The sequence below is a fragment of the Spirosoma gilvum genome, from assembly GCF_054776815.1.
In genome coordinates, this window is sequence record NZ_BAAHBH010000006.1 from 286,310 (window position 1) to 311,073 (window position 24,764).

Sequence of the window (24,764 nt, forward strand, 5' to 3'; positions counted from 1 at the left end):
GAAAGAGTGAATGAGTGAAAGAGCGATGTAAAGTGTGCGGCAGCAATTTGCTCTTTCACTCTTTCGCTCTTTCAAAAATATACTGATTAAAAAAGCGTAATGTTTGGCCAATATGTTCCTGCCAATATTCCCAGGAATGCCCGCCCGTAAACTCTTCATAGGTGTGGGGAATCCGCTGGGCAAGTAGGTGCTGGTGTAATTCACGGTTCGGAGCTAGTAAATTGTCCTCTAGTCCACAGTCGAACCGGAAAGGAGGGAGGTCGTCTTTATGTTTCAGCATCCAGTCCAGAACGCTGTCCTGCTCGATCACTTCAGCCTGTAGGGCCGCAAAATCCTGGACAAACTGGCTCAGTTGCGTAAAATGAGTAATGGACGACAGGCCGCTGAAGGCGCTAAACAGATGCAGATACTTAGCGCCCAGCCGAAGCGCGCCATAACCACCCATCGACAATCCCGTAATGAACCACTGAGACGCAGGACTTACACACGTAAACTGCTCCCTAACGACGCCAATTACATCCTCGATAATCCAGGCTTCGTAGTTTTCATGTCGATGCGGTACATAGCCCGACCCATCACCAAAAAGTCCGTCGGATGGCATCACCAGCAACATGGGTTTTATGGCTCCGCTATCGATCAACGTCTGGGTGGTTTGAAGAACGTCCCCTTTAGCTACCCAGGCCCAGTGACTGCCATACACGCCATGCAGCAGAATGACAACCGGAAGATCGATGCTATTTTCAGTTCCTTTCGGCTGAAAAACAGTCAGGTCGGCTCGTCGTTTTAGTGCGTTGCTTTTGACTGTAATTAACTGCAAACCGGCGAGTTCGGCACGTTCGGTGGTGAAAAAACAGCTCATCCCTCAAATACAATAACGCCTTTGGCATTTTTACCCGCATGCATATCGGCAAAAGCCTGATCTAGATCGGTTAATGGATAAGTTCGGCTGACCATCTGGTCGAGCAGTAACTCACCTTTGGCGTACAAATGCTGCAAAATGGGGAAGTCGATCTGAGGGCGGCATTTGCCATAGAGGGGATTAATGTATAGTTTATCCCACTCAAACAGATTCATGTCGATGCTGATTTCCTGCTCAATGCCACTCACCTGCACAGCGACACCTGCATTACGAACCATCGCTAAGGGCGCAGCCCCTAAAGCCGGAATGGCCGTACACTCGAAGGCATAGTCGGCCCCGCGCCCATTGGTCATGGCTTTGACCTGCGATGCTGCCTGTATCAATCCTATATCGTCTTTAGCGGCTAAGACCGTATCGGTAGCACCATAGAACCGTGCCATTTCCAGTCGTAAGGGATTCACATCGACGGCAATGATTGGGTTTGCTCCGGCAATACGGGCTCCCTGAATCACATTGAGGCCAACGCCCCCGGTACCCAGTACCACCACCGACCGACCAGGTTTTACCCGAGCGGCATTGACTACCGATCCATAACCCGTCATGACACCACAGCCGACAATCGCTGCGGAGGAAAAGGGCATATCGACCTGAATTTTGACACAGGCAGCTTCCCGAACCAGCGCATACTCGGCCATCGTACCTAATCCAAATGCCCGCTCAATCGGTACGCCATTGTACAGCGTAGATGCCAGCGTGGCATGACCACCGCTCACTTTATTGCCCGCCGTTACGGCCGAATTGCGTTCGCAAATATGCTGATTGCCTTCCTGACATTGAAAACATTCGTAGCAGGGAATTGCCCAGTTCAGCATGACCGGGTCGCCGGGTTGTAATCCACGTACCTGACTGCCCGTTTTAACGACGATACCGGCCCCTTCGTGACCCATAACCAGGGGTTTCGCCCACGATTGAGAATCCCAGTCGGTGTGGCAGATACCGGCCGCTTTAATTTTGACAAGTACTTCATCGCCCTGCGGATCGGCAATAGAAATGGTTTCGATGGAGTAGCTGCCGTTTCCATCAGCAATGGCGGCTTTGCAGTCGGTCATAAGACTAAAAATTGGGTAGTAAATTGGAGCATTTTTAACCTGGATCTATGCACAGAAAAGAATGTCTATACTCGATATTACTGCCTTTGGAAACCATTTTGGTTAGAAATCCACATCATTGAATGAATCGACTTTCCTTAGACCTTATCCATTGCCGAAACGCTCATTATTTATTGAGGCTTTATCAGTAAATTGTTGCCACACCGGCATGGGAGTTCATTATAAAAGAAACATCCACAGACCTTTCCTTCAACCTGGCTATTCAGACCGTCGTGACGAACCGTTTACTTCTCTTTTTTCTGGGGTTTACGCTACACCTTCAGGCCCAATCGATTGATTCCTTACAAAAGCTACTTCGAACCGCCCGACCAGATACCCTTCGGGTAAGGCTTTTGTATGATCTGGGACATGCCTACTGGCTTGGTGGGAATGACTCGCTGGCGATTGTATACTGTACCCAGTCGGAAAAGCTGGCTAAACAACTTGCGTTTTTACCGGGCGAAGGCAGAGCCCGATTGCAATTGGTTCGCATCGAGGCTGACCGAATGGTTGATTTCGACGAGGGGTTTGCCCAGGTAGATACCGTTCTGCAGATAGCGGCCAAACTGAAGGACCGGCACATGGAAGCGTTGGCCTACATCCGCAAAGCACAACTATTGGAAACCAACCTGACCCGACAGCGGGAAATTATGCCTCTTTTCGATAAAGCGGGTGCTATTTTTAGTCAGTTGGGGGAGAAGTCGTGGCAAGGCACCGTGTATGGTGAAAAAGCGCAGTTTTTTGCCCGGAGTGGAAGTTTCAGCAAGGCCATTGAATTTTTTCTGAAAGCCCGCCAACTTCAGGAAGAAGCGAACGATCTGGCGGCACTTCGTTCGACCTTACCAAATCTGGGCGTTTCATATGCGGCTCTGGGGCTGTATCAGGAAGCCTTGACAATATTTGATGAAGCCGAACGAGTCGCTAAAAAGCGGAATGATAAAGTTCTGGAAGCTTTTCTGTTGAACCAACGGGCTGAAATATTGGAAAAACAAGGCCATTATGAGGCCGCCCTAGCTGTCCTGGCAAAAGCCGTAGCGATCCATAAAGCGACCCATGCCGCCTACTGGCTACCTAAGACGTACCTCCGAATGGGTAGGGTGTACATTAAACAGAAACAGTTTGATAAAGCCTTATCCTATACCCAACTGGGTGATAAGATGTTTCAGGATGTGACCGAGTCGGAGGATTTTTTGGATCACCTGGTTCAGATCAACTATGGGAAGATTTACCTGGCTCAGCATCAGTATCGTAAGGCCATCGCTTATGCATCCGAAGGGCTGAAATGGGCCGACGAATCTGATCCGCCATTACTAGCCGAAACGGCTGAGTACCATTCGATTCTGGCACAGGCGTACGAAGGAGTAGGTCAGATAGATAATGCCTTGTTTCACTACAAAAAATACAAATTCGATTCCGATTCGCTGCTCAACAAAGAATCTGTTCAAAAAGCTACGGCTTCGGCCCTAAATTACACCTTTGATAAGCAACGCCAACAGGCACAACTAAACCTGCAAACACTAGCCAATGAAAAACTTACTCAGGCTCGTAATTTTCTGATTGCCATATCGGTGCTGACTACGCTCCTGGCCGGACTGATCTTCTGGTCGAATCGGAAACTGAAGGCTAAAAATGAGGAACTGGTCGTTAAGAACCAGGAGATTGAGGACGCCTTGTTTAAAGGACAGTATATCGAGCGAAAACGGGTAGCCTCCGAGTTGCACGATAACTTAAATACCAAACTAGCGGCTTTGCGCTGGCGTATGGAAGCCTGGGACGTGTCGGAATATAGTGAGGAAGATCGGGTCATGCACGAGGGTATGGTCAGGATGCTCGAAGATGTGTATTCGGATGTCCGGCTGATTTCACATAACCTGTTGCCCACCGAATTACAAACGCATGGGCTAGCTTCTGCTTTACAGAAGTTGATCGATAAGCTCAATTTCAATCCCAGTATGCAGTTTCTGCTGAATATCAAGGGCACTGGTAAACGGCCGACCGCCAAAATCGAATCGGAATTATACTACATTGCCCTCGAACTGGTCAATAACAGTATCAAGCATTCGCACGCTAACCAGGTGGTTATCGACCTGGATCAACACGCGAAGAAAATTAGTTTAACCGTACGGGACAATGGTGTAGGTTTTTCACCTGAATCACAAACTAATGGAATCGGGATGCGTAACATCACCACTCGCGTAGAGACATTACAAGGAGTTTATAGGCTGCAAAGTGCGCCCAGCCATGGAACCAGCATCCGTATTGACGTTCCCGCCTGAGTAGATAGGGGCAATCGTTTGAGACTACTTGAAAAGACTCAATTAGCCAGGTAGAAATAATGGTTGCAGTTATTGCAATGGTAGGCTTTGAGGGGCAGGAAGCCAAAGTTCTTTTTAAGCCAGCGAGGGCGAGTTGTGCGATCGGTGTATCGATTACGACAACGGGGGCAAGACTTATTTAAAGCAAGTTTACGCCTTATAAACAGTGTATAAAAAGCAAACCCGAATAATCCCAGTAGAAACAGGCGAATGGGCATGATTAGTTAAGTTACGACAGACCAGAGCAAGATAGGTAATGGACGTAACTAAACTGAATTAAATTTGAGTGAATTGATTATTCGGAATAATCAGTCAGCTTCTGACTTTGAGGAAGTTGTAGAGAGAGATAAGGTGAAAAAGCGCGTCCGACACCGTTGGCATGAGTAGAGTTTGGTGAAAGGCACCCATCGAAGCCACCCTTCCCGATGAACACGGTACAATTTTGTGGAGTGACATTGTGGACAACGACGTTTGAAGGTAAGCGTAGCGGAAGCTGGATTGGGCATTTGACGGGTACTAGTGATAAATATACAAAACGCCATATGATGAAATTTTTACTACTATCGATGCCACTCGTAAACTGAGCGATAGCAGTAAATTTAAGCCGCCCGTTGCGGCCATCGACCAATTGAATCAATATGCAGGGTTTCGTCAATTCGATCCCAGTGCCAGAATGGATTACGGGAGCGAATGCGTCGGGAGACCATAGGTTGACTCAAATACGTGTTTTCATCGACCCGCATGGCGTAGCAGGCTTTTCGGATGCGATGCGTTTTTCGATTGGGATCTCTTTTCAGAAGAGCAAACGTACAAATTCGAAATAACCAGCCGCCATAGCCTTTCCAAAGTGAGCCTGTTGAACTAGCAGGTCGTGTGTAGCAGGTATGTCCTGGAGATGGCCAGGGGTAAAGGAGATTGTTGATGATTAAGGATGCGTTCATATCTATAACGTTGTTTACTACCCAATGGGATTATGATATAAACGCTTTTTAGGGTAAAAATATCATACATATGAAGGCTACTACCCGAAATTTGACATATACCGAGCAGACTACTGCCAGAATAATCTATTAACATATATGGAATAATTTATTATATATAGTAACAAATGAAATTAGACTAACTTGCAAGTATATATATTGAACTGAAGAATATGGAAAAGCTAACCTACCAATATGAAACTAAATGCCGAAGATGTGGTACGTTAAGGGAATGGGTAGGTATTGATCGGGTTCAATTTACAGCCGTTGAAGCCATTCGACATTTTCAGGATCTGGTCAAACATCCCCGTCAATACGATTGTTCTACCTGCAAAAAACGCACTGTCCAGGATGTTGTCGCCTATGACGAAGCGTAAGGAGATAGCGCCTTATTGAGACTATTATGAAACTAACCTGGACGTTCTACCCCAAAGGCGCATTACAGTCGGTGACACTGACAGTAATTTATGTGCCCGAACTGGATGGGCAACAGCAGTCAACAGGCGGGTTTCTGGAGCAGGAAACAAATACAGCTTTTGTAGACTGGGTAACCTATAAGCGCTTCGATGGACCAGATGTAGCTGGGCGTCGGGACGCCTTTCAACGCCTAACCCGAATAAGCGGTCACTGGAAAGACTATCAACCAATCGCTACTCCTCAGTCTTTGATTCAGTAGTGAAGAGCCAATTTTCTGTAGCCAAAATCGATTCTTTTCTGCCACCATCTGCACGTAGAGAGGAAAAATACTCATTTGCGATGACTGGCAGGTATATAAATTTACTTAATGACAACGGGGAAAAGACGGGTTAAAGTACGGGGAAACGCCCATTGCTGTACCTATAGACTTACTATACCTTTGTTGTTCAGTGAAAAAATGAAAAACCTTCTTTTCTCCCACTAGAGCCGGAGTGACTCTGGTATGAAGCCCGGCCTGCCAACCGGGCTTTCTCTATTTGTGATTGATTCTTCGGAAGGCGCAAGTCTATTTGCCCAGCCACTCTTTGAATTCAGTCATGCGGTCGCCACTGACGAAGACTTCCTGACGGGATCTAGGTTGCAAATCGAGTTTGAGTTTGCCAGCCGAAAACGTATGGATATTCTGGATGGCAGGCAGCGATATCAGAAACTGACGGCTGATGCGGAAAAACTGACGTGGATTGAGCAGTTGAGTAAGCTTATCCAGGCTATAGTCGACAGGTAAGGTCAACCCATCTTTCGTGACCAGAAACACCACTTTCTCCTCCAGAAAAAAATAGGCGATTTCAGTGGTTTCGATGCTGCGAATCTTAGTACCCACAGTAATCATAAACCGATCCTTATACTCTGTCTGCCGCGATCTACCGATCAGATCGAGCAGGGTTTCGATGTCGGGAGCAGAACTGGCCTGACCAAACTGTTTTTTTAAAGCCTTGAACTTCTCAACAGCCGCTACCAGCTCATTGTAGTTGATGGGCTTGAGCAGATAGTCGATGCTATTGACTTTAAACGCCTGGATCATGTATTCGTCGTAGGCCGTGGTGAAAATAACGGGTGTAGTCAGCGACGTTTGCTCGAAAATGCGGAATCCCAGATCATCTTCGAGGTGAATATCCATAAAAACCAGTTCGACAGGCGGATGTGACTCATCAAACCAGGCTACTGCATCGGCTACAGAAGGAAGCTTGGCCAGTACGGTTATCGTTGGATCGTATTTTTGGAGTAGACTTTCGAGCCGTTTAGCGGTCAGGCTCTCATCTTCAATAATAACTACGTTCATAAAGAGCGAAAGAGCGAAAGCGTGAAAGAGTGCGAGAGTAAAGGGATGGAAGAGTGAAAATTGTCGTAGCGACGCTTTTTCACTCTTTCACTCTTTCGCTCTTTCGATCTTTTTCTACCTCGCTCACTAAAACTTTTTCACTGACCAGAAGCGGTATTTTTACGACAAAATCCCCATTACTCTCGCCAACCCAAACCGACTGGTCGGTCAGTAGAGCATAGCGGGTAATGATATTCTCTAAGCCAACACCGGTCGAATGTTCTGATTTCGGGCGGGGTTGTAAGTTATTGCTGACCACCAGATAATCGCCATCGAGCAAAATATGCACCCGGAGCGGTTCTTTGGTTGACATTCGATTGTGTTTCACTGCGTTTTCGACCAGCAATTGCAGCGTGAGTGGCGCAATGCTGTATCGGCTCTGTGACCACTCGGGTACATCGATAAACACGTCGAATTTGTTTTCGAAGCGGATATTAAGCAAAAAACGATACGCCTGGATAAATTCCAGCTCGGTCTTCAATAAAACACGTTCGTTATCTTTTTGCTCCAGTATATACCGATACGCCCGTGACAACTGGTCGATGAATTTCTCCGACAGGTCGGCATCGGCATGTACCAGCGACGACAGAATGCTCAGACTATTGAACAAAAAGTGAGGATTAACCTGGCTTTTCAAGGCGGCAAACTGGGCCTGTACGTTCTCTTTCTCCAGACGCTCGGCCCGAAGCTGTACATCTTCCAGTCTTCGAAAAGCGCGCCGGTTGGCTGACAGATAAAAGGCCGAAAGCATGGCCATCACCATCAGCGAGTTATTAGTACGCTGACGCCGTTCCCGAATTCGTTGCCGTTCTTCAGGTGAGCGAGGGGGCGTTGGGAGACGTTGCTGGCGAGGGTCGGGATCGCGTGATACACCAAACCGCTGTTCCATAACATCGTCCAGATTATGCCATAATATGGCAAAAGCACTGTTGAATCCCACGGCTAAAGCGCAAGCGATAAGTAAGGTGGCGATCTGGGCCGGAATCTTGAACTCAATCAGAAAGCCTTCGCCGAAATTCCGGAAAACGCGTTGCTGTAGCCATTCGGTTACCGTAATCCAGGCGTAGAAGAACAGGACCGACACGAGGAATTCGAGTGCCCAGAAGGGCATTTGGCGCGCCGAAAAGATCCAATTGAAGCTTGCTCCATTGGCATACATTCGGATAGGCCAATAGATAACGAACACGCTGAAGGCGAGCTGCCACTTTTGCGAATTCGTCAGACGGTAGGTCATAGCTTAGTTGGTTTATAAACAAAGCTACTAATTCTGATCAGCCGACAAAAAAGAAACCGGCGGAATGCCAATTTCAGGTAGGCGAGTGACCCAATTGGGTTGGTGAGTAGGGTGTACTTTATTAAAAACTGGTTAATCCATGCTTAAAATCAGGATAAGATAAGCTCGGAAGCGGTCAAAACGCCTTCCTGCTGATCAGTAGGTTGCCCGCCCACCCGACAAATCATAGATGAATCCGGTCGTGAAGCTGGCTTCTTCAGATACTATCCAGGCTGCCAGCGCAGCCACTTCATCGACCGTACCCAGGCGTTTCATGGGAATTTTGGCGGTCATGTAGGCAAGCTGTTCTGGCGCTGTATCGTTGTTTAAGGCCGTTTTGATAACAGCAGGCGCAATACCATTGACCGTAATACCCGTCTCGGCATATTCTTTTCCGATTCCCTTTACCAGGCCAATTACACCCGCTTTCATCGATGAATAGCCTGTCATATAAGGGTTGCCTTCTTTTCCGGCAATGGAAGCCAGGTGTAAAATTCGACCGTAGTTGGCTTTTTCCATTGCCTTTAGGGCGAATTTGGTCATCAGAAACGCCCCTCGCAGGTTAGTATGGTACACTCGGTCATAATCGGCCACTGAAAAATCGGTGATCTTAGTGTTGGTAGGTCCCACAATACCCGCCGAATTGACCATAATATCTAATCGCCCGAAAGACTCTTCGACGGCCTGAACTGCTTTTTCAACCGAACTCTCCTGCGACACATCGACCACATGCCCCGACACTCTATGCCCTTGCTTGGCAAATTCGGCTACAGTGCGTTCGAGCGTTACGTGATTGATATCGAACAGGGCGATAGTAGCGCCCTCCGAAGCCAGCCGTTTGGCTATACCTTTTCCAATGCCATCGGCTCCTCCTGTAACGATGGCCACCTGTTTTATAAACCGATCTGACATGCTATTCGTGGATTTAGGATACTATGATCGCGATTCTACTAGACGTTTACCAGGAAATCAAATTCAAGCGTAGGAATACTGGACAGACCAGCCAACAAAGACTATTTTAATCGTAACTTAATCTGTCCTGCTTCCTCAGATATAACGAAGCCAGCCGATTTCAGGATGCTCCGATTTGTATCGACCATACCAGCGGCATAGTGGATACAGAAACAGTACAATACCAATCCAGACCAGATAAACAGGCCCCAGCGAAATGCCTGCCCCACTGGGACGGCCAAAGTTCATAGGCCCTGATGGCAGATCGGCCAGCGAATACCCTTGTAATAAAGCCATTCCAATCATGGAAAGATGGACCAGATACCAGTGCAGGATGTAATAAAACATCGGCACCTTGCCGTATACGGCCAACCATCGGGTCAACGCCGTATTAGCTCCGTCAATGGTCGACAGAAATACCAGCATCAGGCCGAGTGTTACCAGATCATAGAGTAGCGATGGAGGATACTTTGTAACGTTGATGAAGGAAAAGAACGTAAACAACGCGTCTTTCTGGGACGACCAGGGTGCCGGATCGCCGTAAAGGTTGAGAAAACGCAGGACGATAAATAAGACCAGCGCGCCGAGCCCCATGCGTAGAAGGAGTAGTTTACGTTCCTGAATAGGTCGTTCCATCAACTGTCCACAGGCAAAACCGACCAGCATGATTCCCAGCCAGGGAATGACCGGATAGGCCGCTAATAGCGCAAAAGTGGGGCTTACCGGAAAAAAATCGGTTCGGAAGAATAACGCCCAGAGTAATCGGGCCGCCGGATTCGTAAAAGTGGGAACAAGTTGCAGGATATTATGGCCAAGTATAATGACGAGCCCGATAATGCCAACCGTTCGGGCGGGGAGTTTTGCCAGAAACGACAGCATGATCAACCCGAAACCGATGGCATAAATCACCTGTAACATTAGTGACTGGAAGTGAATATCGAACCAGAAGGCGAAGTTGATGACCGTTAGTTCAAGAAGAAGTAAAACGGCCCCTCGGCTTCGTAAAAACCGGAGAGCACTGGCTTGTTCATCGGCTTTCCGTCTTTTAAGCGATAAGTAAGCCGACGTACCCGACAAAAAAACAAAGGTAGGCGCACATAGATGGGTGATCCAGCGCGTCATGAAAATAGCGGGTGTAGTCGTAGTCAGGTCGGTTGGGTTCTGGGCCAAGGCTGGCATGTGGAGCAGATCCCGAACATGATCCAGCGCCATAATGACCATCACTAAACCGCGCGTTACATCAATTGTAGCGATTCGTTTCATTCAAGAACGGTTAGGATTGTTTCAGGTTTCATGTTTCAAGTTTGCGGACGCAAGATGAGTTAATGCGTTTGCCAACTTGAAACAGACAAAAACATCATTTTTTATATCGGCACAACCTATTATCTGACTTGACAAAATAGGATTTGTAGTTGAGCGCTTTGGGATCGGTACAGCCTTTCAGCTCAAGTACTTCGATAGTTCGAAAATCGATGGCGTGGCTCTCGGCCTGTAACGCAATGAATCCTTCACTAAGGGGCGTATTGGCCAGGCTCATCCAGTGTTTAGCGGCAGGGCTTCCGAATCGCCCGGCATCCCAGTCATGGTCTTTGCTGACAAATCCTCCGCCGACCTGTGTTCGTTCGTAGGTTAGTACCGTATCGCCTTCGATGATGTGATGTACGATTGAGTCACCTAATACAATAGCTTCGGCTGTTATCCAGCGATCGCCGTCGTACGTTTTGGAGTCGGAGTCTGTACAATGCTCCGGCCGAAGTTTCCCACTCATATAGACCTGCGTACCGGGTGTGCAGAGATTGCCCGTATGACGTGGACCATCGCCCAGACCGCCAAGCAACTGCATTTCCAGCGATACCGGAAATGTCTGATTGAGCGATAAACTCTCTGCTGGTTGAGAATGGAGCATGATACCACTGTTTCGCACGTTCCAGGGATCGCCACCGGGAGTTTGTTTTCCCAGGAACCGGTAGGAGAAGCGAATGCGGTAATACGAATAGGGTTTATTGTAGTAGATATGGCCGTATTTACCATCGAAGGTTTGGTACTGGTCGTACATGACCCGCAGCATGCCATTTTCGACGCGAAAGGTATTTTTATAATTGTCGTTCAACGGCTGTCCGGCAATCTTAATGTCCCAGCCGGTGAGGTCTTTGCCGTTGAAAATCCGAACCCATTCCTCCCGTTTTGCCGCTGGTTGCGCAAAGGTTACAATCGTGATAAACAGGCCGGTTAAAGTGAATAAAGTTTGTTTCATAAGTAGCTGTTCCCTGTTTCAAGAAATGTAAGTGAATGTACACGACTGATAACCCCTCTTAAAAGGCCAAAACATCAATTTTCTCCTACTCTAAATGGGTTTAAACACGGAGGCACGGAGATCACAGAGTTTTTAAGCAAATTTCTCTGTGTTCTCCGTGCCTCCGTGTTTAATCAACTATTCAGGTAGCACGCATCCTTCTTCGGGTGTGCAGGTTGCTTCACTGCCCGCTACTTCGGTGAGTTTGGGTTGCTGCTGGTCCCACTCGGCCCAGGCTGTTTCCAGGGCACCCAGAAAGGTTTCAGGAGCTTGTGCCCCAGAAACAGCATATTTCCGATTCAGGACAAAAAATGGAACGCCACGGATGCCCAGTTGCTGCGCTTCGTATAGGTCGTGGCTTACTTCATCCGTAAACGCCTTTGAGTTTAACATATCACGAACCTCCGACGCATCCAGACCAATGTCGGTTCCCAATTCGATCAGGGTTGTATGATCCGACGTATTTTTCCCTTCCGTAAAATACGCCCGAAACAGGCGCTCTTCGGCCGCGTCGCCCAGGCCATGTTTCTTCGCTAACTGAACCAGTCGGTGAGCATCCCAGGAGTTAGCAACAATAGCCTTGTCGAAATGATACTCCAGACCAACTTCGCGAGCCATGTCGGTCACCCGATCGTTCATCTGCTCGGCTTGCTGAAGGCTCCAGCCTTTAATGTCGGCCAGGTATTGATTGACATTTTTACTGGGATCGGTTTTTAGACCCGGATTGAGTTGAAAACTTTTCCAGACGACCTTTACGTCCTCTTTATGGCCAAACTGTGCCAAACCGGCTTCAAATTTCCGTTTGCCGATGTAGCAGAACGGACACATGACATCACTCCAAATTTCAATTTCCATATCGTGGGGTATTCTGGTATGGTCTCAGAACACCAGTAAACCCGAATTCCTTCCTGAAAGTGTTAATTTCTGCCTGGTAGGGTCAAGTAGTCAAATGGGGACTACAGTCGAGTTTTTGATCTCCGACATCACAAAAAAACTACTAATGTGCAGTGTGCCCGGAATGACCGATAATTTCTCCTGATAGAAATGGTTATACGTATCCATGTCCTGGCTGATAATTTTGATCAGGTAATCGAACGTGCCCGAGACCCGATTGCATTCGAGCACTTCGGGCAGTTCACGCACATCGACTTCAAAAGCTGTAAAGGCATCGCGGGTTTGCCGATCAAGGGTAACCTGACAATAGACCATCAGTGAATTGCCCAGTTTCTTTTTGTCGACCAGCGTTACATAGCGTTCAATGACCCCTTCGCGTTCGAGCCGTTTGATGCGTTCGTGAACGGGGGTTTTGGAGAGATTGATCTTCCGGCCAATATCCTGAATGGTCAGGTGAGCATCCTGTTGCAGTAAGTCCAGAATTTTCCGGTCGGTCGCATCCACAATAGCCATAAGCGGAATTTTTACGGGTACACTTCCTGATTTATTTTCTAAATAGGAATATTTTCTACTCGTTGTTAAAAGTAATGCCTGATTTCCTGAATAAATAGAAACTCATAGAAAACATTTACAGCCCCTTTACCTTTGCTCTATCGAAGTACAACAAACAGTCGTTAAGCCGCTATGGTCATTGGTGTTCCTAAAGAAATCAAAAACAACGAGAATCGCGTTGCGCTCACTCCTGCTGGTGTTACTGAACTCCGTAAGCATGGACATACCGTTTATGTACAGGTAAATGCGGGCGAGGGTAGTGGTTTTAACGATGAGGAATACATAGCGGCTGGAGCGATCATGTTGCCGACCATCGAAGAGGTGTACGGTGTGGCTGAGATGATCATGAAGGTTAAAGAGCCAATTGCTCCTGAGTATGACCTGATCAAGGAAAATCAACTGCTGTTTACCTACTTCCACTTTGCGTCGTCAGAAGAGCTGACTCAGGCAATGCTGGCAAAAGGGGCGGTTTGTCTGGCCTACGAAACCGTTGAGCGTCCTGACCGTAGCCTTCCTCTGCTGGTTCCTATGTCGGAAGTAGCGGGTCGTATGGCGATTCAGGAAGGCGCTAAATACCTCGAAAAACCCATGAAAGGCCGGGGAATCCTGCTCGGTGGCGTACCGGGCGTAAAACCTGCCAACGTCTTGATTCTGGGTGGCGGTATTGTAGGAACACAAGCGGCTAAAATGGCGGCTGGTCTGGGCGCACACGTAACCATTATGGATGTAAGTCTGCCCCGACTACGGTATCTGTCAGACATTATGCCGCCAAACGTGCAGACGATGATGTCGAACGAATACAACATTCGGGAGATGATTAAAGTCTGTGATCTGATTGTTGGCGCCGTTCTGATTCCAGGTGCGAAAGCGCCACACCTGATTACCCGCGAAATGCTGAAGCAAATGCGGCCAGGTACGGTGCTGGTGGATGTAGCTGTTGACCAGGGCGGATGTATAGAAACCTGTCACCCCACTACGCACGAAAATCCGACTTATGTGATCGACGGCGTTGTACATTACTGCGTGGCGAATATGCCGGGCGCTGTTCCGTACACAAGCACGGTAGCACTGACCAATGCAACCTTACCGTATGCCCTTCAACTGGCCGATAAAGGCTGGCAACAAGCCTGCCGCGACAATGCGGATCTCAAACTGGGGCTAAACGTGGTAGAAGGTAAAGTGGTATACAAAGGTGTAGCGGATGCCTTCGGGCTGCCTATGACCGATGTGAACTCGATCCTTACTGAAGAAGAACTAACACATTAAGATATTACTTATTCATCGACAGACGCAGGCCGCACTCTTCGGAGTGTGGCCTTTTTTTATTAGTTTGCTGTTCGTAGGTCGACGGCATGATGCTAAAACATCCGCTACGTTCGACTACTACGCACGGACAACAAATAGAAAATTCTGTATGGAAACTCAACCGAAAGCCCCTGTCCCAACTTTATACGAATGGGTGGGTGGTATGGAAAACTTTGAAGCCTGGACTCATTTGTTTTACCAGCGCGTTCGGCAGGATTCAGTCCTCGAACCGGTGTTTCGAAACATGGCGCCTGAGCACTCCCGGCATGTGGCCCATTTTATTGCCGAAGTGTTTCGTGGCCCTGCTCAATACAGCACTGAAGAAGGCAGCCATTACCAGATGATTCACAAGCATTTGGGCCGATACCTGACCGAAGCCCAGCGCCGACGCTGGATTGAATTGATCCTGGATACGGCCGATTCGATTGGTATGCCCGACGATCCCGAGTTTCGGTCGGCCTTGGTTGGGTATCTGGAATGGGGCTCCCGGCTGGCGGTCATCAACTCAAAGGCTGAATCAGTGAATGAACCGGTAGATGCGCCTATGCCGACCTGGGGCTGGGGCGAAACCGGCGGACCGTACCTTCCCTGATCAGCTGATTCTATACGGCCAGCATTTGCTTAACTAATGCCGTCCACTCGTCGTCCAGTGAACCCGAGAAGAATGAAGCGCCAGCCCGTCGATACCAGTAATTGGCGTTGAACCGGTCGCCTTCTTTCCGGTGAAGGTACGCATGCAGGCGGTCGTATGGTTGGGTGCCTTCACGACTTTGGGCGATTTCATGCGCGCGTTCCCAATTATCGTTGGCGTCGTACCAAAGGCCCTGCAATACTGGATGCAAATCCGTTGGGGGCTGTGGCTGGGTGAGGGTTGCTGAAAATTGATCGAAGGTCATTTTGAGTTGGAATTAGTGGTCAGTGCTTCGTTGACGTATGTCTCATACGCGGGCGTCACATAGATCGTGTACGTACTCAGCCGAACGGGTTTGTAAGGGCGTTTCATCACCGTTGGCAGAAGCTTGCCCAATTTCTGAAAGTCATTGTTAGGAATAATGGCCAGATCGGCATTTTCCCACTGATTTTTAGTTGGCCAGATGTTGTAATGTTTGTGGAAAAAGGGAATCAGGTAATCGAAGATAAATACGTTGGAATGCGATGGAATGGTATGCGCCAGTTTCTCGACAACAGCTACATCCGACTTTGGAAGCAGTTGCTCTTTTTGAGGGTCGAAACGGTGCGTCAAGCTATAGTATAGAATCGGGGCTAACCGAAAATCCGGACGAGCGTACTGAACAATCGGTAACTGAAGAACAACTAGTAACCCGCCAATGATCAGTGGTTGCCAGCTAGTAACGGGGGGGAGGTCGGCTTTGTACAATAGCCAGAACACAATGGCATACACCGTTGAAAAGGCATAGACCAGCATAAAGCGGGGAGGCCAGGTTAGGGATACCAGATCAAATAGTGCATTGGACCCGTAATAGGTCGCTCCCTGCACCCAATTTGATAGTAGAAGCGCCAGTAACGCAACGATATACACCAATAAAACACTACCAGCCTGGGGCCAGCCCAACCGATACAGCCCGTATTTTAATAAACCAATCGGGGCTACCAACAGCAGCATGGTTTTTAGGAGTAGCAGTAGATTTGTTTTCAGGAACTCGCGCGAATGTAGGCCCGACTGAATAGCATTAAGGGCTTGCTGTAGACGAGGTTCAGGTTCGGCAGCATGGTTTTTAAACGATAAAAAAGCCATCCCCGCAATAAAGACCAATGCCCAACTGCCGAGTACAATCCAAAACCGGGATTTGGTTAGAATTCCGAAAATAGAACGCTGCCGGTCGGAAACCAGATACTGAAGGCACAGAAATGCCAGATGAATGGCACCCGCCAGTAAAGCCCCGTCTTCCTTTACCAAAACCAGTAGGAGAGCCGTTACGAAAAACCAGCCTCTATGTCCGTAATGCAAGGCTAGCAGAAACAACAGCGATAGTGGAAAATACGTCAATTCGGGATGCCAGCCGATGTCGGGATGGTCGTAGAGCCAAAACCAGACCGGCCCCAGCAGGAGTACTGCCAGTATCATCCATACCGCCCAATTCGCCAGTCGAATCGCCAGATGCCGTAAGAGCAGTGTGTAACTAAGTAATGTCAGCCCAAATTGAACGGCAAAAGCGCCATAGGCCCCCCATATATAAATAAGCGGTCCCCACAGCAACATGGCATAATTGTTATGGATTCGATCGTCGTAACCCCAGATATTTTCGTACAGAATAGGCCGGCCGTTCATCCAGCTACACGATGCCTGTAGGAAGATGTACATATCGTTGTAGGTGTAATACAACGCCTGGAACCGAATCACTTTAAAACAGAAAAACAGGAGCAACAGGAGGCTGCTAATGGCTACTGGGCCAATCCAATTTGATCTCATACAGAACGGAAGCGAATCTCCAGCGGTGGGTATGACCCGTAAAACAGGGCAAACTTACGGAATAACGGCAGGAATCAGTTCGTTCACTTACTTGCCGGAACCCTAAAAAATGGTTTAATAGGTCTTCTACACAGCGTGATTGACTACTGCCAGTCGTCGCGCAAAATTCCGTTTAGCTTTTCGTAGGGCACCGTCACCTGAATGGGGCCGACAGCGTAGGCAGCAATCTCATAAGGGTTATAATAGAAGACTAACCCAACGCGACTGGTTCCGACATTGGCCGGCAGAAAAAAACGACCCTCCCGCAAAAAGTAGCCCTGTTCTTCCAGATTTGTTTTGGGTAACAGGTGTTGTTGTTGCCTAAAGGCCGATTCCAGAACACCGAGCAGGGCAGTTGTGTCCTCAATCATATCGTTCAGGGTGAGTATCCGGCCCGTTCCCCGATCAAACGTGTAAAAGGTGAGGTTCGAGTTTGGGTGGGCTCCACCTGTATACGCTGTTGTTTCAACTTTAACGGTCAGCGCTTTAGGGCCAACATGCATCGTATCGGCTCGGGTTTCCAACTCCCAGCAACCACCAAGGCTACCCATGTCTTTTCGCATCACTTCATAATCCTTAGCAAAAAGCGATGCGGCTTTTTCCAGATTGCTATGAACGTCGGGATGACTGGCAATGGTAGCACTGTCGAGCCAGTTTACCACACTGTTTACGGCCAGCAGTCGTAGGCTGTCATTAATTTTACGAGCACCATCCGTATCATCTTTTAATTGAATATACGACACCGATACATCAACACCCGTATTTGTCGTCGTGTCGCAGGGGTTGTTGCCGCCTAGGGTATATTGCTGACGATTTAAGACCGGAGGGTCGCTTGGGGAGGTGTGGCAAGCAGCAAACGTACTGGCTAAAGCCGCCAGAAAGGCTATATATATCAACTTCATGAAGCGTCAATGGCTAATCGAGGGAGCGGTCGTGAATCCGTACCTGGTTTGTCGAAAAGCCATTCACGTTCAATCAATCGCTATTACAAACTTAACAAATCTTTAAACCGAATAGCCTGCCGACGGCTAATTTCGATTTTATCGCCCCCACGTAATGTCACCAGCAAGCCACCACTAAACCAGGGTTCGATCTTTTCAATCCATTGAAGATTGATAATGTGCTTGCGGTTGGCGCGGAAAAATGTAGCTGGGTTCAGTCGATCTTCGAGGGCGTTCAACGACTTGAGGACCAGCGGCTTCTGATCGTCGAAGTAAAGGCGGACGTAGTTACCCATAGATTCGAACAGCCGCACTTTGCCCAGTTTGACGAACCAGCATTTTTCGCCGTCTTTGACAAACACCTGATCGTTTTCGCCCAAAATTTTAGTTGAGCTTCCGATTGTATGGCCCGAGGCCTCAGGAATATGCTGTTCTTCTTCTACCCGGTGAATCGCTTCCGATAGTCGGGACAACTCAACTGGTTTGAGCAGGTAGTCGAGGGCATTGAATTCGAAGGCTTTGATGGCGTACTCGTCGTAGGCTGTCGTGAAGATCACTTCGGGGGTTTTACCTTCGATGGATTGAAGCAGTTCAAACCCATTTTTGCCGGGCATCTGAATATCCAGAAACAGCAGTTCGGGTTCCAGTTCTTCGATCATGGGCAAAGCTTCGTCGGCGTTGGCAGCCTCGCCGATCACCTGAATTTTTGGGAAATTTTCGAGAAGCCTACGGAGTTCGTTGCGGGCTAAGCGTTCGTCGTCAATAATAAGGGTTTTCATAGTTTCGAGGGTAGGAGTGAGGAGTTTGGTGCGAGGAGCCAGGAGCAGGGTGCCGGGAATCAGAAATTTCTTACGCCTGGCATCTTACTCCCTGCCCCTCGCTTCTAGCTCCTTGCTCCCAGGGACTGTTTTTCACGTCGGAACATGCCCTCCGACTGGGCAGGGATGGTGATTTCGGCACAGACAATCGGTCCGTCGCCACGGTTGTCGTCTTCCTGATAAATCTGGAACTTGGCTTCGGGGCCATATAATAAATCAAGTCGCTGCGCAGTATTGGCCAGTCCGAACCCACCCGATGCTGCTTTGTCGCCCAGCACACCGGTATTGCGGATGGTAATATGCAGTTTGTCGGCTATAAGTCCCGACTGAACTTCAATGAATCCACCTCCGATCTCTTTTGATACGCCGTGTTTGATGGCGTTTTCGACCAGCGTTTGCAGCATCATCGGCGGAACCTGCCAGAAAAGCGTCCGACTGTCGAGTTCGATGTGGGAGGTCAGCCGATCTTCATAGCGAACTTTTTCGAGCGATAGATAATCCTCTACCGTTTTAATTTCTTCGCGCAGCTCAACCGTTTTTCGGCGGTCGGCGAGTAATGAGTTTCGGAGCAGATTCGACAGTTGGGTAATGCCCTGCTGGGCTTTGGTCGGGTTTTCGAAAACCAGCGCCCGGATGCTGTTGAGGGCATTGAAAACAAAGTGGGGATTCAACTGAGAGCGCAGCACTTTAGCTTCGGTTTCGCGCATACTGCTTTTAAGCAGGAGCTTTTCGATCTCGTCGTTCCGATTTTGCTCAACGTAATGGTAGGCGGTGTACGAAAGTACCCAGGCTAGCATCGTTTTACCCCATATGACCAGGTACCCAAAAATGTAATTAGGTTCGTTGACAAATATATCGGCATATAATTCTTTATCGAACGGAATGTTGACCGCACTCATAATAGCAGCGAGTACAATCACCGAAATAGCGACTCGTGGCACTAAACGTATTAACGGAAGTTTAACCCAGTTCCATCGTTTTATGATTAATCGATAGAGGTGCGTTAACGAAATGCCTAAAATGATATTCGCGATCCCTAACCAAAATACTTCTTCGCTGAAAAGATCTTGTAACCATAAGCCAATCCACTCGACAAGGATTACCAATGTCCAGCCGGCAATTTGGCAATACCAATATATTTTCTGCTTTGACATGCTCACTTCATTATCCACTACTTACCGGACTATAAACGAATATACGTGTTTCAGGACAGAATTGGTATCTGGCAATTATTAATGGAAATATAGGTGGATTATCGGCTAATGATACTTGTTAACGGGGAATCGGAAAGCAGGTCAACAGGTTACTGCGTCAGCGCCAGCGACAGCAGGTGGGCAGTATCGTTGGCCAAGTCAATGGTAAACGTAGCCGAGTCGTAATCATAGTGTAGTTTGTACAGGCAGACGTTGCTGTGCTCAAACTGATCCATCTGAGCCAGTGGCTGATTGGTGAGCCAGCTAAGCAATATGCGCATGGCACGACCATGCATCGTTACCAGAATGGTCTCTTCTTCAGGATGCGAAAGGATAACGTCGATGGCTTCTTTTTGCCGGGCCACTACCTGATCCGGGCTTTCGCCACCTTCGGTAGGCTGGTCGGTATGGCCTGCTTCCCAGGCTTCGATGAGGGCGCGGTAATATTCGTTGTCCAGATTGCCGGGGGCTTTCCCCTCCATAATGCCCCAGCTAATTTCGTTGAGACCCGTAAGCTTCTCATACGGAATTCCCAGCTCGATAAATGATTCGGCGGTCTGGTAGGTACGTTTCAGGCCGGAAATGTAAATTTTGCTAAACGGCACATGTTGATACGCCAGAAAAAAGGCCATTGCCTGGGCCTGTCCCATCTCGTTGAGGTCCGAATCAACGCCACTTCCCTGGACTATACCACGCCGGTTAAAGTCCGTTTCGCCGTGGCGAATCAGATAAATTGTTTTTTGTGTCAAGCTGCCCCCTTGCCTATTGGCAATTTTTGTCAAAATTGAGCCGCAAAATTACGAAAAAAGAGGTTATAAAATGTTTCAGGATTCAAGTTTCGGGTTCACCTGGCTTCGTGTACCTGAAACTTGAATCCTGAAACCAGAAACAAATTGACATGAAAGCAGGCTTTGATCTGAACGCACTTGATTTTATCCATAACGATTCCATCGCCAAGCATCTCGGTATAGAGTTTCTCGAAGCTGGCGAGGGCTACCTGACTGCCCGCATGCCCGTCGATAAACGGACGCATCAGCCCTTTGGCATTCTGCACGGTGGTGCATCCGTTGTGCTGGCCGAAACCCTGGGCAGTGTAGCGTCCTTTATACTTCTGGACGATCCGGCAAAGCAACGGGCAGTTGGCCTGGAAATCAATGCCAACCATATCCGCTCCGTACGTGATGGATGGGTATATGGCCGTTGCACACCCATTCATACCGGCCGCACTACCCACGTTTGGGACATCCGCATTGTCGACGAGCAGGGTAAACTAGTCTGCATAAGCCGATTGACCGTAGCAGTAATTGGAGGGTAGGATGTAGGCCGCTCTTTGTTCAATTGCTCGTCCGCAACGCAATCGCGGACGATCTGGAAACTGGCGTACTGACCAACTAAGTACTTATAGGTAACTAACACGTCTGTACAAAAGAGGAGTAAGAAGGTCGTGCCTGGTTTAGCGGGTCGGTTGTGGAGTTATAACGGGTTCAGATTTTAGTCGAAAAATAATGGAGACACTTACTCAACAAGAAGAGACGTTCAACATCAGGACGCGTTGGCTGGTTTTCAATTGGGTCATTATAGGTCTACTTACCGCTGTACTGTATATCTCATATAAAATAGCGACGCATGGGCAAGTCTATCCCAATTTAAGCCAGGCGCCAATCGTTTGCGTACTAGTAGGGTTTGTCTGGATTGGTTGGCTGGCTGAAGCCTGGCGACAAACTACAGTTATCAGCTTGGGCGCCCATCAGTTTACAGTAAAAAAATGGGCACAGGCTGCCCGGCAGTTCAACTATGAGTCGATCGAAGGATTTCATGAGCATACAGAGGTAGACAGAAACGGCTCCTATCGGGTCTTGTCCGTTTACTTAAAAGATTACTACTTCAGCATTAAGTCGACGGATTTTGAAGCCTATGAGGTATTGAAAACCCGGCTAACGGAACATCGCGCTGCTGTTCCCCGGCAGCAGGTGATTACCAGAGCAGAACGCAATCGGCTACGATGGCTAATTGCTGGGCTTATTATGGTCATTATCGCCAATATCGTGTTTGGTTATGTGGCATATAACCCCAAAAGCAAACAGCCCGCTCAGCTTGTATCATTGACCAGTACCCTTGACCGGATCAGATTGGTAAGCAATCGGAGTGGGTTAAAGGGATTTACGGTACAGCTTCGTGACTGGCCTGATTTTGAGTTTTACATAAGCCGAAAAGCCTATGCAGAAGACCTACGCACGTTAGAGCAGGAGGTAACTATGAATCGATCAATTCGGGTGCTGATTCGGGAAAGTGATTACCGGAAGAAATTGCTAAAAACTGACCCTCTGACCATCGGTGACAAGTATGATAATTTCAACCAGATTTCTGTTTTTGGCGTCGATCAACTGAATGGGCTGCGACTTCGGGCAACCGTCCCCGCTCTGGAGCCGACTCATACCAATCCTGTGCAGCGAACGATTCTGTTGGGTATTTTGCTGCTTTTTTGCTGGACTGGCTGGGCCTATGTCGATCGGCAGAAAGTATTAGACCCATCGTGATACACCACTCGGGTTAGTTTCCGTACCTTCGCGGTCCCAAAGAGTACAACAAAGCTCATCAACTACACAATCTGTATGCAGCAAAAAATTCGTCGCGAAGATGCGCTCGATTACCACGCCAAAGGGCGCCCTGGTAAACTGGAGGTGATTCCGAGTAAAGAATATAACACCCAGCGCGACCTCTCGCTGGCTTATTCACCAGGGGTAGCCGAACCGTGTCTGGCGATTGAAGCCAACCCCGATGATGCCTTCAAATACACGACCAAAGGGAATCTGGTAGCCGTTATCAGTAACGGAACCGCCGTATTGGGGCTGGGCGATATTGGTGCAGCGGCCAGTAAACCCGTTATGGAAGGTAAAGGGCTGCTGTTCAAGATTTATGCTGACATCGACGTATTCGACATTGAGTTGAATACCAAGAATATCGACGAATTTGTTCGTACGGTAAAGATTCTGGAACCAACGTTTGGCGGGGTCAATCTGGAAGATATCAAGGCCCCCGAGTGTTTTGAGATCGAAGAGCGGCTGAAGCGGGAGATGAACATTCCTGTTATGCACGACGACCAGCACGGTACGGCCATCGTGAGCGGGGCTGCGTTACTAAATGCGCTGGAACTCGTTCATAAATCCATCGACACAGCAAAGTTCGTCATACTGGGAGCCGGAGCAGCAGCTATATCATGTGCCCGTCAATACATTGCGCTAGGGGCAAAACACGAGAATATGGTCATGTTCGATGTAAACGGTCCTTTAACCGTCGATCGAACCGATCTAAGCGACATTATGCGCCCATTTGCTACATCGCGCCCGATTCAATCGCTGGCCGATGCGTTTGCCGGGGCCGATGTATTTGTAGGCTTGTCCAAAGGCAATATCGTCAGCCAGGATTTGATTCGCAAAATGGCCAGTGATGCGATTGTGTTCGCGATGGCGAATCCCAATCCCGAAATCAGCTACGACGATGCCATGGCCGCCCGACCCGACATCATTATGGCAACGGGCCGTTCGGATTACCCCAATCAGGTAAACAATGTGCTCGGGTTTCCCTACATTTTCCGGGGAGCGCTGGACGTACGGGCTACCGAGATCAATGAGGCCATGAAACTGGCTGCTACCTACGCGCTGGCCGAACTGGCTAAGAAACCTGTACCGGATCTGGTCAACCTGGCCTATGGGGAGTCGAACCTGATTTTCGGACGAAATTACATCCTGCCTAAACCCGTTGACCCTCGATTGCTGTCGACGGTAGCCCCGGCTGTAGCCAAAGCGGCTATGGATTCGGGCGTGGCGCGTCTGCCCATTACCGATTGGGAAGGCTATGAGCAGCAGTTGGCTCGTCGATTGGGGCAGGATAATCAGATTTCCCGAGTGATTCTGAGTAAGGCTAAGGCAAATCCGAAGCGGGTTGTTTTTGCAGATGCTGAGAACCTGAAAGTATTAAAAGCTGCCCAACAGGTACGGGACGAAGGCATTGCCTATCCGATTTTGCTGGGTGAAAAGGCCAAAATTGAACAGCTAATACGTGATAATAGTCTGGACTTGGGAGGTATTCCCATCCTTGACCCCCGATCGCCCGAGCAGGAACCACTCATTCAGCGTTTTGGCGATCTGTTCTTTGAAAAACGGAAGCGGAAAGGCGTGAACCTTACGGAAGCACGGAAGGCGATGAATATCCGCAACTACTTCGGAGCTATGATGGTTGAAACCGGCGAAGCCGACGCGCTGATTTCAGGCCTGACCCGTTCATACCCCGACACGATCCGTCCTGCTTTGCAGATCATTGGCAAAGAATCGGGTGTACAGAAAGTAGCGGGGATGTATATTCTGCTTACCAAGCGTGGCCCGTTGTTTTTCTCAGACACGACTGTTAATTTCAATCCTACGGCCGAAGAAATTGTTGAAATCACCGAATTGACGGCCCGTTCAGTAGAGCGATTCAACATTAAACCGCGTATTGCCCTGGTCACCTACTCCAATTTTGGGAGTGCGAAGGGCGAGGATGCGGAGAAAATGAATCGGGCTGTCGAAATTTTGCAAATAAAACATCCTGATTTAATCGTGGATGGCGAAATTCAGGCCCACTTAGCGTTCAATACAGAGTTGCTTCAGCAGAATCATCCGTTCAGCAAACTGGCAGGAGAGGGGGCCAACACGCTCATCTTCCCGAACCTGTCGGCGGCTAACATCGCCTATAACCTGATGAGTGAGGCCGCTGGTTTTGATGCCATTGGACCAATTCTGTTGGGTATTCGTAAGCCCGTTTACGTATTGCAGTTGGGCTCATCCGAACGCGAGATCGTCAATATGGTCGCCATCGCCGTAGTCGAAGCACAGGGAAAGTAAAGTAATAGAAGCGAGGAGCGAGGAGTGAGGAGTGAGAATGCTGGCGCGTCTTATTGTTGTCGCGCCAGCATTCTCACTCCTCACTCCTCGCTCCTAA

Annotated in this window: 24 protein-coding genes; 8 read left to right on the forward strand and 16 right to left on the reverse strand. The window is 48.6% G+C overall.

The window, feature by feature from the left end:
- Positions 1-55: 55 nt before the first annotated feature.
- Together ACYVFD_RS17660 and ACYVFD_RS17665 are read right to left on the reverse strand one after the other, a co-directional pair.
- Complete coding sequence (locus ACYVFD_RS17660) at positions 56-859, reverse strand: alpha/beta hydrolase (protein WP_461091651.1); 804 nt, start codon at positions 857-859, stop codon at positions 56-58.
- Positions 856-1,968 (reverse strand): alcohol dehydrogenase catalytic domain-containing protein, encoded by a 1,113-nt coding sequence (locus ACYVFD_RS17665; protein WP_461091653.1) that lies wholly within the window; start codon positions 1,966-1,968, stop codon positions 856-858. Before ACYVFD_RS17665 ends, ACYVFD_RS17660 begins: the two co-directional genes overlap by 4 nt.
- A gap of 272 nt (positions 1,969-2,240) precedes the next feature.
- On the opposite strand from ACYVFD_RS17665, the gene ACYVFD_RS17670 reads away from it, so the two are divergent.
- On the forward strand, positions 2,241-4,283 hold the full coding sequence (locus ACYVFD_RS17670) for a tetratricopeptide repeat-containing sensor histidine kinase (RefSeq protein ID WP_461091654.1): 2,043 nt from the start codon (positions 2,241-2,243) through the stop codon (positions 4,281-4,283).
- A gap of 638 nt (positions 4,284-4,921) precedes the next feature.
- Here the strand turns inward: ACYVFD_RS17670 and ACYVFD_RS17675 are convergent.
- The gene (locus ACYVFD_RS17675) at positions 4,922-5,263 is read right to left on the reverse strand and encodes a hypothetical protein (protein WP_461091655.1); all 342 of its coding nucleotides are present in this window, start codon (positions 5,261-5,263) and stop codon (positions 4,922-4,924) included.
- A 212-nt stretch (positions 5,264-5,475) separates the two neighbouring features.
- On the opposite strand from ACYVFD_RS17675, the gene ACYVFD_RS17680 reads away from it, so the two are divergent.
- Together ACYVFD_RS17680 and ACYVFD_RS17685 are read left to right on the forward strand one after the other, a co-directional pair.
- Complete coding sequence (locus tag ACYVFD_RS17680) at positions 5,476-5,679, forward strand: hypothetical protein (protein WP_461091656.1); 204 nt, start codon at positions 5,476-5,478, stop codon at positions 5,677-5,679.
- A 26-nt stretch (positions 5,680-5,705) separates the two neighbouring features.
- Entirely contained in the window at positions 5,706-5,978 is a 273-nt protein-coding gene (locus tag ACYVFD_RS17685) for a hypothetical protein (protein ID WP_461091658.1), read from the forward strand.
- A gap of 306 nt (positions 5,979-6,284) precedes the next feature.
- Here ACYVFD_RS17685 and ACYVFD_RS17690 read toward each other — a convergent pair whose 3' ends face one another.
- The 7 genes from ACYVFD_RS17690 to ACYVFD_RS17720 all read right to left on the reverse strand — a co-directional run bounded on the left by ACYVFD_RS17690 (position 6,285) and on the right by ACYVFD_RS17720 (position 13,021).
- Positions 6,285-7,058 (reverse strand): LytR/AlgR family response regulator transcription factor, encoded by a 774-nt coding sequence (locus ACYVFD_RS17690; RefSeq protein WP_461091660.1) that lies wholly within the window; start codon positions 7,056-7,058, stop codon positions 6,285-6,287.
- A gap of 79 nt (positions 7,059-7,137) precedes the next feature.
- The gene (locus tag ACYVFD_RS17695; protein ID WP_461091661.1) at positions 7,138-8,331 is read right to left on the reverse strand and encodes a sensor histidine kinase; all 1,194 of its coding nucleotides are present in this window, start codon (positions 8,329-8,331) and stop codon (positions 7,138-7,140) included.
- Between the two features lie 195 nt (positions 8,332-8,526).
- Positions 8,527-9,282 (reverse strand): SDR family NAD(P)-dependent oxidoreductase, encoded by a 756-nt coding sequence (locus tag ACYVFD_RS17700; protein ID WP_461091662.1) that lies wholly within the window; start codon positions 9,280-9,282, stop codon positions 8,527-8,529.
- A gap of 135 nt (positions 9,283-9,417) precedes the next feature.
- The gene (locus ACYVFD_RS17705) at positions 9,418-10,584 is read right to left on the reverse strand and encodes a DUF1624 domain-containing protein (protein ID WP_461091663.1); all 1,167 of its coding nucleotides are present in this window, start codon (positions 10,582-10,584) and stop codon (positions 9,418-9,420) included.
- A 94-nt stretch (positions 10,585-10,678) separates the two neighbouring features.
- The gene (locus ACYVFD_RS17710) at positions 10,679-11,575 is read right to left on the reverse strand and encodes a 3-keto-disaccharide hydrolase (RefSeq protein WP_461091664.1); all 897 of its coding nucleotides are present in this window, start codon (positions 11,573-11,575) and stop codon (positions 10,679-10,681) included.
- A 177-nt stretch (positions 11,576-11,752) separates the two neighbouring features.
- A complete protein-coding gene (locus ACYVFD_RS17715; protein WP_461091665.1) occupies positions 11,753-12,469 on the reverse strand; it encodes a DsbA family oxidoreductase in 717 nt (238 codons plus the stop codon).
- 90 nt (positions 12,470-12,559) lie between these two features.
- Complete coding sequence (locus ACYVFD_RS17720) at positions 12,560-13,021, reverse strand: Lrp/AsnC family transcriptional regulator (protein ID WP_461091666.1); 462 nt, start codon at positions 13,019-13,021, stop codon at positions 12,560-12,562.
- A gap of 171 nt (positions 13,022-13,192) precedes the next feature.
- Between ACYVFD_RS17720 and ald the strand changes: the two genes are divergently transcribed.
- Positions 13,193-14,326 carry an alanine dehydrogenase gene (ald, locus tag ACYVFD_RS17725; protein ID WP_461091668.1) on the forward strand — a complete coding sequence of 378 codons (1,134 nt, stop codon included), beginning with the start codon at positions 13,193-13,195 and terminating at the stop codon, positions 14,324-14,326.
- Positions 14,327-14,474: 148 nt separating this feature from the next.
- Positions 14,475-14,957: a group II truncated hemoglobin gene (locus ACYVFD_RS17730; protein ID WP_461091670.1), complete on the forward strand. Its 483-nt coding sequence runs from the start codon at positions 14,475-14,477 to the stop codon at positions 14,955-14,957.
- Between the two features lie 10 nt (positions 14,958-14,967).
- Here ACYVFD_RS17730 and ACYVFD_RS17735 read toward each other — a convergent pair whose 3' ends face one another.
- The 6 genes from ACYVFD_RS17735 to ACYVFD_RS17760 all read right to left on the reverse strand — a co-directional run bounded on the left by ACYVFD_RS17735 (position 14,968) and on the right by ACYVFD_RS17760 (position 20,536).
- Entirely contained in the window at positions 14,968-15,261 is a 294-nt protein-coding gene (locus ACYVFD_RS17735) for a hypothetical protein (RefSeq protein WP_461091672.1), read from the reverse strand.
- A complete protein-coding gene (locus ACYVFD_RS17740) occupies positions 15,258-16,796 on the reverse strand; it encodes a hypothetical protein (RefSeq protein WP_461091674.1) in 1,539 nt (512 codons plus the stop codon). Before ACYVFD_RS17740 ends, ACYVFD_RS17735 begins: the two co-directional genes overlap by 4 nt.
- A gap of 143 nt (positions 16,797-16,939) precedes the next feature.
- Positions 16,940-17,737 carry a DUF3298 and DUF4163 domain-containing protein gene (locus ACYVFD_RS17745; RefSeq protein WP_461091676.1) on the reverse strand — a complete coding sequence of 266 codons (798 nt, stop codon included), beginning with the start codon at positions 17,735-17,737 and terminating at the stop codon, positions 16,940-16,942.
- An 83-nt stretch (positions 17,738-17,820) separates the two neighbouring features.
- Positions 17,821-18,555: a LytR/AlgR family response regulator transcription factor gene (locus ACYVFD_RS17750; protein ID WP_461091678.1), complete on the reverse strand. Its 735-nt coding sequence runs from the start codon at positions 18,553-18,555 to the stop codon at positions 17,821-17,823.
- Between the two features lie 104 nt (positions 18,556-18,659).
- Entirely contained in the window at positions 18,660-19,748 is a 1,089-nt protein-coding gene (locus ACYVFD_RS17755; RefSeq protein WP_461091680.1) for a sensor histidine kinase, read from the reverse strand.
- Between the two features lie 149 nt (positions 19,749-19,897).
- Complete coding sequence (locus ACYVFD_RS17760; protein WP_461091682.1) at positions 19,898-20,536, reverse strand: histidine phosphatase family protein; 639 nt, start codon at positions 20,534-20,536, stop codon at positions 19,898-19,900.
- A 149-nt stretch (positions 20,537-20,685) separates the two neighbouring features.
- Here ACYVFD_RS17760 and ACYVFD_RS17765 point away from each other — a divergent pair, with 149 nt between their 5' ends.
- From ACYVFD_RS17765 to ACYVFD_RS17775, 3 genes are all read left to right on the forward strand, one after another.
- Positions 20,686-21,102, forward strand: coding sequence for a hotdog fold thioesterase (locus tag ACYVFD_RS17765; RefSeq protein ID WP_461091684.1), 417 nt, complete (start codon positions 20,686-20,688; stop codon positions 21,100-21,102).
- 190 nt (positions 21,103-21,292) lie between these two features.
- Positions 21,293-22,324: a hypothetical protein gene (locus ACYVFD_RS17770; protein WP_461091686.1), complete on the forward strand. Its 1,032-nt coding sequence runs from the start codon at positions 21,293-21,295 to the stop codon at positions 22,322-22,324.
- 75 nt (positions 22,325-22,399) lie between these two features.
- The gene (locus ACYVFD_RS17775) at positions 22,400-24,667 is read left to right on the forward strand and encodes an NADP-dependent malic enzyme (protein WP_461091688.1); all 2,268 of its coding nucleotides are present in this window, start codon (positions 22,400-22,402) and stop codon (positions 24,665-24,667) included.
- Positions 24,668-24,764: the final 97 nt, after the last annotated feature.

Coding starts and splice junctions, on each gene's coding strand:
- ACYVFD_RS17705 (WP_461091663.1), bottom strand. CDS start 10,584: ATGAAACGAATCGCTACAATTGATGTAACGCGCGGTTTAGTGATGGTC.
- ACYVFD_RS17740 (WP_461091674.1), bottom strand. CDS start 16,796: ATGAGATCAAATTGGATTGGCCCAGTAGCCATTAGCAGCCTCCTGTTG.
- ACYVFD_RS17735 (WP_461091672.1), bottom strand. CDS start 15,261: ATGACCTTCGATCAATTTTCAGCAACCCTCACCCAGCCACAGCCCCCA.
- ACYVFD_RS17715 (WP_461091665.1), bottom strand. CDS start 12,469: ATGGAAATTGAAATTTGGAGTGATGTCATGTGTCCGTTCTGCTACATC.
- ACYVFD_RS17700 (WP_461091662.1), bottom strand. CDS start 9,282: ATGTCAGATCGGTTTATAAAACAGGTGGCCATCGTTACAGGAGGAGCC.
- ald (WP_461091668.1), top strand. CDS start 13,193: ATGGTCATTGGTGTTCCTAAAGAAATCAAAAACAACGAGAATCGCGTT.
- ACYVFD_RS17710 (WP_461091664.1), bottom strand. CDS start 11,575: ATGAAACAAACTTTATTCACTTTAACCGGCCTGTTTATCACGATTGTA.
- ACYVFD_RS17765 (WP_461091684.1), top strand. CDS start 20,686: ATGAAAGCAGGCTTTGATCTGAACGCACTTGATTTTATCCATAACGAT.
- ACYVFD_RS17755 (WP_461091680.1), bottom strand. CDS start 19,748: ATGTCAAAGCAGAAAATATATTGGTATTGCCAAATTGCCGGCTGGACA.
- ACYVFD_RS17745 (WP_461091676.1), bottom strand. CDS start 17,737: ATGAAGTTGATATATATAGCCTTTCTGGCGGCTTTAGCCAGTACGTTT.
- ACYVFD_RS17770 (WP_461091686.1), top strand. CDS start 21,293: ATGGAGACACTTACTCAACAAGAAGAGACGTTCAACATCAGGACGCGT.
- ACYVFD_RS17665 (WP_461091653.1), bottom strand. CDS start 1,968: ATGACCGACTGCAAAGCCGCCATTGCTGATGGAAACGGCAGCTACTCC.
- ACYVFD_RS17685 (WP_461091658.1), top strand. CDS start 5,706: ATGAAACTAACCTGGACGTTCTACCCCAAAGGCGCATTACAGTCGGTG.
- ACYVFD_RS17775 (WP_461091688.1), top strand. CDS start 22,400: ATGCAGCAAAAAATTCGTCGCGAAGATGCGCTCGATTACCACGCCAAA.
- ACYVFD_RS17690 (WP_461091660.1), bottom strand. CDS start 7,058: ATGAACGTAGTTATTATTGAAGATGAGAGCCTGACCGCTAAACGGCTC.
- ACYVFD_RS17730 (WP_461091670.1), top strand. CDS start 14,475: ATGGAAACTCAACCGAAAGCCCCTGTCCCAACTTTATACGAATGGGTG.
- ACYVFD_RS17720 (WP_461091666.1), bottom strand. CDS start 13,021: ATGGCTATTGTGGATGCGACCGACCGGAAAATTCTGGACTTACTGCAA.
- ACYVFD_RS17675 (WP_461091655.1), bottom strand. CDS start 5,263: ATGAACGCATCCTTAATCATCAACAATCTCCTTTACCCCTGGCCATCT.
- ACYVFD_RS17680 (WP_461091656.1), top strand. CDS start 5,476: ATGGAAAAGCTAACCTACCAATATGAAACTAAATGCCGAAGATGTGGT.
- ACYVFD_RS17660 (WP_461091651.1), bottom strand. CDS start 859: ATGAGCTGTTTTTTCACCACCGAACGTGCCGAACTCGCCGGTTTGCAG.
- ACYVFD_RS17750 (WP_461091678.1), bottom strand. CDS start 18,555: ATGAAAACCCTTATTATTGACGACGAACGCTTAGCCCGCAACGAACTC.
- ACYVFD_RS17695 (WP_461091661.1), bottom strand. CDS start 8,331: ATGACCTACCGTCTGACGAATTCGCAAAAGTGGCAGCTCGCCTTCAGC.